Origin of the sequence: Microcoleus sp. LEGE 07076, assembly GCF_015207455.1 — a bacterium.
In the GTDB taxonomy this organism is placed as follows: Bacteria; Cyanobacteriota; Cyanobacteriia; order Cyanobacteriales; family Microcoleaceae; genus Microcoleus.
Genome location: NZ_JADEWV010000300.1, coordinates 1 through 5,618, shown reverse-complemented (window position 1 = coordinate 5,618; position 5,618 = coordinate 1). Strand labels below are relative to the sequence as shown.

At 46.4% G+C, this 5,618-nt stretch carries 7 protein-coding genes; 4 read left to right on the top strand and 3 right to left on the bottom strand.

What is annotated here, in order from left to right; genetic code table 11:
• Together IQ270_RS27710 and IQ270_RS27705 are read left to right on the top strand one after the other, a co-directional pair.
• Nucleotides 1-1,331 (top strand): tetratricopeptide repeat protein (locus IQ270_RS27710; RefSeq protein ID WP_368670143.1); only part of this gene is annotated, 1,331 nt, incomplete at its 5' end.
• 56 nt (nucleotides 1,332-1,387) lie between these two features.
• Nucleotides 1,388-1,780, top strand: coding sequence for a hypothetical protein (locus IQ270_RS27705; RefSeq protein WP_193976359.1), 393 nt, complete (start codon nucleotides 1,388-1,390; stop codon nucleotides 1,778-1,780).
• Here IQ270_RS27705 and IQ270_RS27700 read toward each other — a convergent pair.
• Both IQ270_RS27700 and IQ270_RS27695 read right to left on the bottom strand, forming a co-directional pair.
• A complete protein-coding gene (locus tag IQ270_RS27700; protein WP_193976358.1) occupies nucleotides 1,763-2,218 on the bottom strand; it encodes a hypothetical protein in 456 nt (151 codons plus the stop codon). The two genes, IQ270_RS27705 and IQ270_RS27700, sit on opposite strands and share 18 nt — an antisense overlap.
• Before the next feature lie 277 nt (nucleotides 2,219-2,495).
• Entirely contained in the window at nucleotides 2,496-2,777 is a 282-nt protein-coding gene (locus IQ270_RS27695) for a hypothetical protein (RefSeq protein ID WP_193976357.1), read from the bottom strand.
• A 388-nt stretch (nucleotides 2,778-3,165) separates the two neighbouring features.
• Here IQ270_RS27695 and IQ270_RS31550 point away from each other — a divergent pair, with 388 nt between their 5' ends.
• Nucleotides 3,166-3,504, top strand: a complete 339-nt coding sequence (locus tag IQ270_RS31550) for a hypothetical protein (protein ID WP_228056760.1) — start codon at nucleotides 3,166-3,168, stop codon at nucleotides 3,502-3,504.
• On the opposite strand, the gene prfC is transcribed toward IQ270_RS31550, so the two are convergent.
• Nucleotides 3,420-5,048 carry a peptide chain release factor 3 gene (prfC, locus tag IQ270_RS27685; protein ID WP_193976356.1) on the bottom strand — a complete coding sequence of 543 codons (1,629 nt, stop codon included), beginning with the start codon at nucleotides 5,046-5,048 and terminating at the stop codon, nucleotides 3,420-3,422. The two genes, IQ270_RS31550 and prfC, sit on opposite strands and share 85 nt — an antisense overlap.
• A 102-nt stretch (nucleotides 5,049-5,150) precedes the next feature.
• Between prfC and IQ270_RS27680 the strand changes: the two genes are divergently transcribed.
• The gene (locus IQ270_RS27680) at nucleotides 5,151-5,495 is read left to right on the top strand and encodes a DUF4870 domain-containing protein (RefSeq protein ID WP_193976355.1); all 345 of its coding nucleotides are present in this window, start codon (nucleotides 5,151-5,153) and stop codon (nucleotides 5,493-5,495) included.
• The last annotated feature ends 123 nt before the right edge of the window (nucleotides 5,496-5,618 follow it).

Here is a 5,618-nt window from a genome sequence, read left to right as displayed (position 1 = left end):
GGCTGCGGGGTGTGGAGGAATGGAAAGAGGTGTTTAATGAAGCTTTGGAAAAGAGTCGTTACGGGGAATGCGAGTCGCTGCTGGGAGTTAGAGATGAGTTGTGGATTAAAAGTGATTCTTGGCTGGGCAAAATTTCGCGATCGGAGGGAGATTACTATGCTCGGTTGGCTCGACACGCAGAGGCAAAAAAGGAATATTTAGAGGCAGTTGCAGCTTACGATAGCGAACTCATTATAACTCCCGAGAATGAAGCTACGCTCAACAACAAAAGCTTAGCGCTGCGATGTCTGGGTAATTTACAAGCAGAAATAAGTGAATTTGAAGCTGCAAAACTTTCTTACTCAGAGGCGATATCTACCTGCACTAGAGCTTTACAAATTGCACCGGATCATATCTCTTGTCTCAACAACAAAGGGATTGCGCTGCTATGTATGGGTGACTTACAAACACGGCTATATGAGTTTGACGCTGCCAAATTATCTTACTCTGAGGCAATCGCTTCCTGTAATTCTGCTCAACGAATCGCACCGGATTATATCTATGTTCTAAACAGCAAAGGGTTGGCGCTGATAGGACTGGGGAAATTACAAGTAAATCTAAGTGAATTTGAGACTGCCCAACTATCTTACTCTGAGGCTATCTTTGCCTTCACTTCTGCTTTGCAGCTTGCACAAAATGATAATTATGCTCTCAATAACAAAGGAATTGGGCTGCGACATCTGGGTGATTTACAGGCACGGGTAAGTGAATTTGAGACGGCAAAAATTTCTTACTTTGATGCGATCGCAGCTTACAATTCTGCTTTACAAATTGCACCGGGTTCTATCTCTGCTTTCAAAAACAAAGGGCTTGCGCTACAAAGTTTGGGTAATTTACAATTAAAACTAAGTGAATTTGAGTCGGCAAAGCTATCTTACTCAGAGGCGATCTTTGCTTATAATTCTGCTTTAGTTATTGCACCGGATGATGTCGGTGCTTTCACCAACAAAGGGATTGCGCTGCGAGGTCTGGGTTATTTGCAAGCACGGCTAAGTGAATTTGAGGCTGCAAAACTCTCTTACTCTGAGGCGATCGCAGCCTACAATAAAGCTTTACTTATTGCACCAGATTCTAATTATACTCTCAAGAGCAAAGGAATTACACTGAAAAGTATGGGTGATTTGCAAGAAAAATTATCTGAGAGACAGGAAGCACTCAAGAATTGGCAAGAGGCACTGGAAATGTTTAATCGAGCTTTAGCTATTACTCCTAATGATGATTCAATTCGCGATAGGCGTGATTCGTTGCAAGAATCTCTCGATAATTTGGGTGAGGATACTGTCAGCGGTTAGCCCGATGGGAAGTAGAAACCGGGTTTTTGGTCACATCTTTGCATCACAACCAAAAATTGTCGAAAAAACCCGGTTTCTGGGCCACGGGTGCGATCGAAGAAACCGGGTTTTTGGCCGTATCTGTGCATCACAACCAAAAATTGTCGAAAAAACCCGGTTTCTGGGCCACGGGTGCGATCGAAGAAACCGGGTTTTTGGCCGTATCTGTGCATCACAACCAAAAATTGTCGAAAAAACCCGGTTTCTGGGCCACGGGTGCGATCGAAGAAACCGGGTTTTTGGCCACATCTGTGCATCACAACCAAAAATTGTCGAAAAAACCCGGTTTCTGGGCCACGGGTGCGATCGAAGAAACCGGGTTTTTGCCCGAATCTACGAATCACAACCAAGAATTATCGAAAAAACCCGGTTTCTGGCCCCACAAGTCAGCCCTAAGACTTGATACCTGACGGCGCATATGTCTTGCTCTTCTCCGATTCCAGGTATTGCTTGTAAGCCACCTCATCGCCACCAAAAGAATCGATCGATACCTGTCGTTTCGGCATCGATTTCAGAGGAGCATCAATCGGGCTATACCGACAGTAACACATCACAATTACGTCATAGTCGCTCATCGGAGTTGGAATATCAGGCGTGTATGTTTGTACCCGCACAACCTCCCAATCACTCACCCGATAATGAGTATTGTGTGCGTGTTCATTTGGATCGTGTTCTGACTCCACCCGCACAAATTCTACAGGGCGATATCCCGGTTCAGGAATCGGTTCCTGAGAAGAATCCCAGTTTTCTGCAATAATAAAAGTGAGAGCTTGACTGTGTTGAAGTTTTCTTTGTCTCCAGCCTTCATCTTCACCTGACTCAGCCTGAAAAACAATGTATTTTTGCATCACTCTTCCTCCTTTTCTTCCAGATAGTTGGGAAATTCTGTTTTCCCTTTGAACACGCAATCAACTTCAAATCCGACCAAAGAAACCGGGTTTTTAGCCGAATCTACGCATCAAAACGAAGAATTCTCGTAAAAACCCGGTTTCTGGCCACCCGCGCGTCAGGCCTCAAAGAAACCGGGTTTTTGCCCGAATCTACGCATCAAAACGAAGAATTCTCGTAAAAATCCGGTTTCTGGCCACCCATGCGTAAGCCCTAACAAGGATTTAACCTTGCAGCTTACCGCCCAGATTTTCTCGACGATTTATCATCAGCCAGCTTTCGACGAATCAGCACGCTCATCACTTGCTTCGGATTCGCCGCCGGCTGTAGGGGACTCCAATCGCCCACTTCTGCAAATCCCAGCCGGTACAAAGTGAGTATGGTTTCCCTGACACCCTTGGGCGAACCTGTCACCGTTACACACACAATTTCCTGTTCCGATGCTGCTGCTGGTTCGTTATTTGAGCCGAGGGATGCGCTAACGGATTTGTCATCGTCGGGCACGAATTCTTCAGTCATATTCTGTTCTCCTGGTTTTGGGTTTTCTAGAAAAACCCAAAAACCCAGCCACCCCGCACAGCAACGCAAAGCAAGGTGGCTACAGAGAGTGTTAAGATTCTCGGAGCCTCCAGACTGCTTGTCCCAGTTTGGCGGTGAGCTGTCCATTGCTGCGCTAACAGCTTTGGGCAGCGTAACTAGATTTTTGGGCGGCGCGGGCTGCCTCCTCTACAAGCAGGCAACCTCTCGCTTCAAAGCGTAGCCGCAAATGGGGGCCGCCGTCAATCTATTTTGGATTTTTGATTTGGGATCTTAGATTTTGGATTTACTCGTTACCAGCGTCATCGGCTGAAAATCAGTTAGTTGGGCCGAAATGCTAAATTAAAAGTAATGTTGCTCTAGTACAACCATGTCCAAACGACTCACCATTGCCCAAGCACAGCAGCAGCGTCCAAACCTACCCCAAGAACTCATCAATGAGCCTATCATCATCACTCAAGATGGAGTTCCCGTTATGGCTGCAATGAGCTACACGCATTTGACTGAACTGTTAGAAACCTTAGATATTCTCACCGATACAGAATTTGTTGCCAAATTGCGCCAAAGCATCACCCAAGATGTAGTAGACGGCGGTTTCAACCGCCCGGTCTTATCGGGGTTTCCCTACTCCGCGCTAACAGCCAAACCCGAAACCACAGGGGCGATCGCATTTAATTTCAAAACAGGGTGTTCCCCTTCCACCTGCTGACAATTCCACTCGTTTCTAAACAGCAAAACCGGCCTTCCCCAACTATCTTTCACCGTCACCGTATTAAACAACCGCCCGACTTTTGCCAGCGCATCCCAGCCGCCGTCAACCCAACGAGCTACACTGTAAGGCAACATATCGATCGTGGTTTCGACATTGTATTCCGACTGCATTCTGAACTGCACTACCTCAAATTGCAACTGTCCGACAGCAGCCAAAATTGGTTCGCGTTTCGACTCGTCAGCCGAATACATAATTTGTACTGCGCCTTCTTCCTGCAACTCCGAAACGCCTTTGCGGAACTGCTTAAATTTAGAAGGATTGGGATTTCTCAAAAAAGCAAAAAGTTCCGGCGAAAAACAGGGAATCCCTTCGTATTCGAGTTTTTGGCCGGTGTAAATAGTATCGCCGATCGCAAAAACCCCCGGATTGTTCAAACCGATCACATCGCCTGGATACGCAACTTCGATCGACTCCCGATCCTGAGCAAATAACTTTTGAGGTCTTGACAAACGCACCGTTTTACCAGTCCGAGCGTGAGTCACGTTCATGTCCTTTTCAAACTTGCCCGTACAAACCCGAATAAACGCCACGCGATCGCGGTGTCTGGGGTCCATATTCGCTTGCAGTTTAAACACAAACCCCGTAAAATCTTCGTAAGTTGGCGGAAGTTCTCCGGCGCTGCTCTTGCGGGCGATCGGCTTCATCCCGTAATCTAAAAACGCATCCAAAAACAGCTCAACCCCAAAATTGCTCATAGCGCTGCCGAAGAAAACCGGAGTCATTTTCCCCGCCCTAACCGAGTCTAAATCCAGTTCAGTTCCCAACTCATCAAGCAGTTCCAAATCATCTTTAAATTGATAGTAAAGTTCCGGTTCCAAAAGTTCTTCAATTCGCGGATCTCCCAATTCGATAGCCGTATCAATCGCAGCGCGAGAACCGTGTTGACTCCGCTCAAATAAGTGAATTTTACGCTGACGGCGGTCAAAAACACCTTTAAAGCGATCGCCAGTACCGATCGGCCAATTCACCGGATAAGTCTGCAACCCCAATTCCTTTTCAATTTCGTCCAACAAATCCAAAGGATCTCTGCTAGGGCGATCCAGCTTATTAAAGAAAGTAAAAATAGGCAAACTACGCAATTTACAAACTTCAAATAACTTCCGAGTTTGCGGTTCCAAACCCTTAGCAGCATCCTCCAGCATCACCGCATTATCAGCCGCCGCCAAAGTTCGATAAGTATCTTCGCTAAAATCTTGGTGTCCCGGAGTATCGAGCAGATTAATGTGATATTTTTTATACTCAAACTGCAAAACAGTAGAAGTAATCGAAATTCCCCGCTGCTGTTCCATCGCCATCCAGTCAGAAGTAGCGTGTCGCTGAGCCCGCCGCGCTTTCACAGAACCTGCTTCGTGAATTGCACCTCCGTAAAGCAGCAGCTTTTCTGTCAAAGTAGTTTTCCCCGCGTCTGGGTGCGAGATAATCGCAAAGTTGCGCCGGCGTTCAACGGCAGTTAGCAGTTCAGTTTCGAGTTCAGTTGTCATCACAAAGTAAGTAGGGGAATCATCACCCGATCGCCATTATAGCCTGTGCTAGAGTTGCTATTGAAGGTAAAATTATCACTAAAGTCAAGGAATAAAAGTCATATGTACGACTCCGACAAGCGGAAGCTGCTATCACTGGTGTGCCACGGGGCGATTTTTTTCAGCACCTTACTATTCTCGATCGGAGCGCCGATCGCAGTATTGTTAGTCTCTGATGACCCCGTTGTCAAAGAAAACGCCACAGAAGCGATCAATTTTCACCTGAATGTATGGGCGTACAGCGCTGCGATTGTAGCGTTAACTGTGGTGACTTTCGGGCTTGCCGGCTTTATCCTAGTTCCTCTAGGTTATCTGCTGCACTGGGGACTAACAATAATGGCGATCCTCCACGTTTTGCAAACTCCTAGCCAACCTTACCGCTATCCTTTTATTTTCCGAATAGTTTAGACAGCAAATCGCGCTTCACCATCGATTTAAATAACCCGGTTTTTTTCAGAAACCGGGTTTTTAATTGTTTGATAATTCACGTAAACATTATGCAGGTTCGTAGTGAGGACTAAAGTCCAATGG

Excerpts from the sequence above, each read along its gene's own strand:
- IQ270_RS27700 (WP_193976358.1), bottom strand. The coding sequence starts at position 2,218 with ATGCAAAAATACATTGTTTTTCAGGCTGAGTCAGGTGAAGATGAAGGC.
- IQ270_RS27695 (WP_193976357.1), bottom strand. The coding sequence starts at position 2,777 with ATGACTGAAGAATTCGTGCCCGACGATGACAAATCCGTTAGCGCATCC.
- IQ270_RS31550 (WP_228056760.1), top strand. The coding sequence starts at position 3,166 with ATGTCCAAACGACTCACCATTGCCCAAGCACAGCAGCAGCGTCCAAAC.
- prfC (WP_193976356.1), bottom strand. The coding sequence starts at position 5,048 with ATGACAACTGAACTCGAAACTGAACTGCTAACTGCCGTTGAACGCCGG.
- IQ270_RS27680 (WP_193976355.1), top strand. The coding sequence starts at position 5,151 with ATGTACGACTCCGACAAGCGGAAGCTGCTATCACTGGTGTGCCACGGG.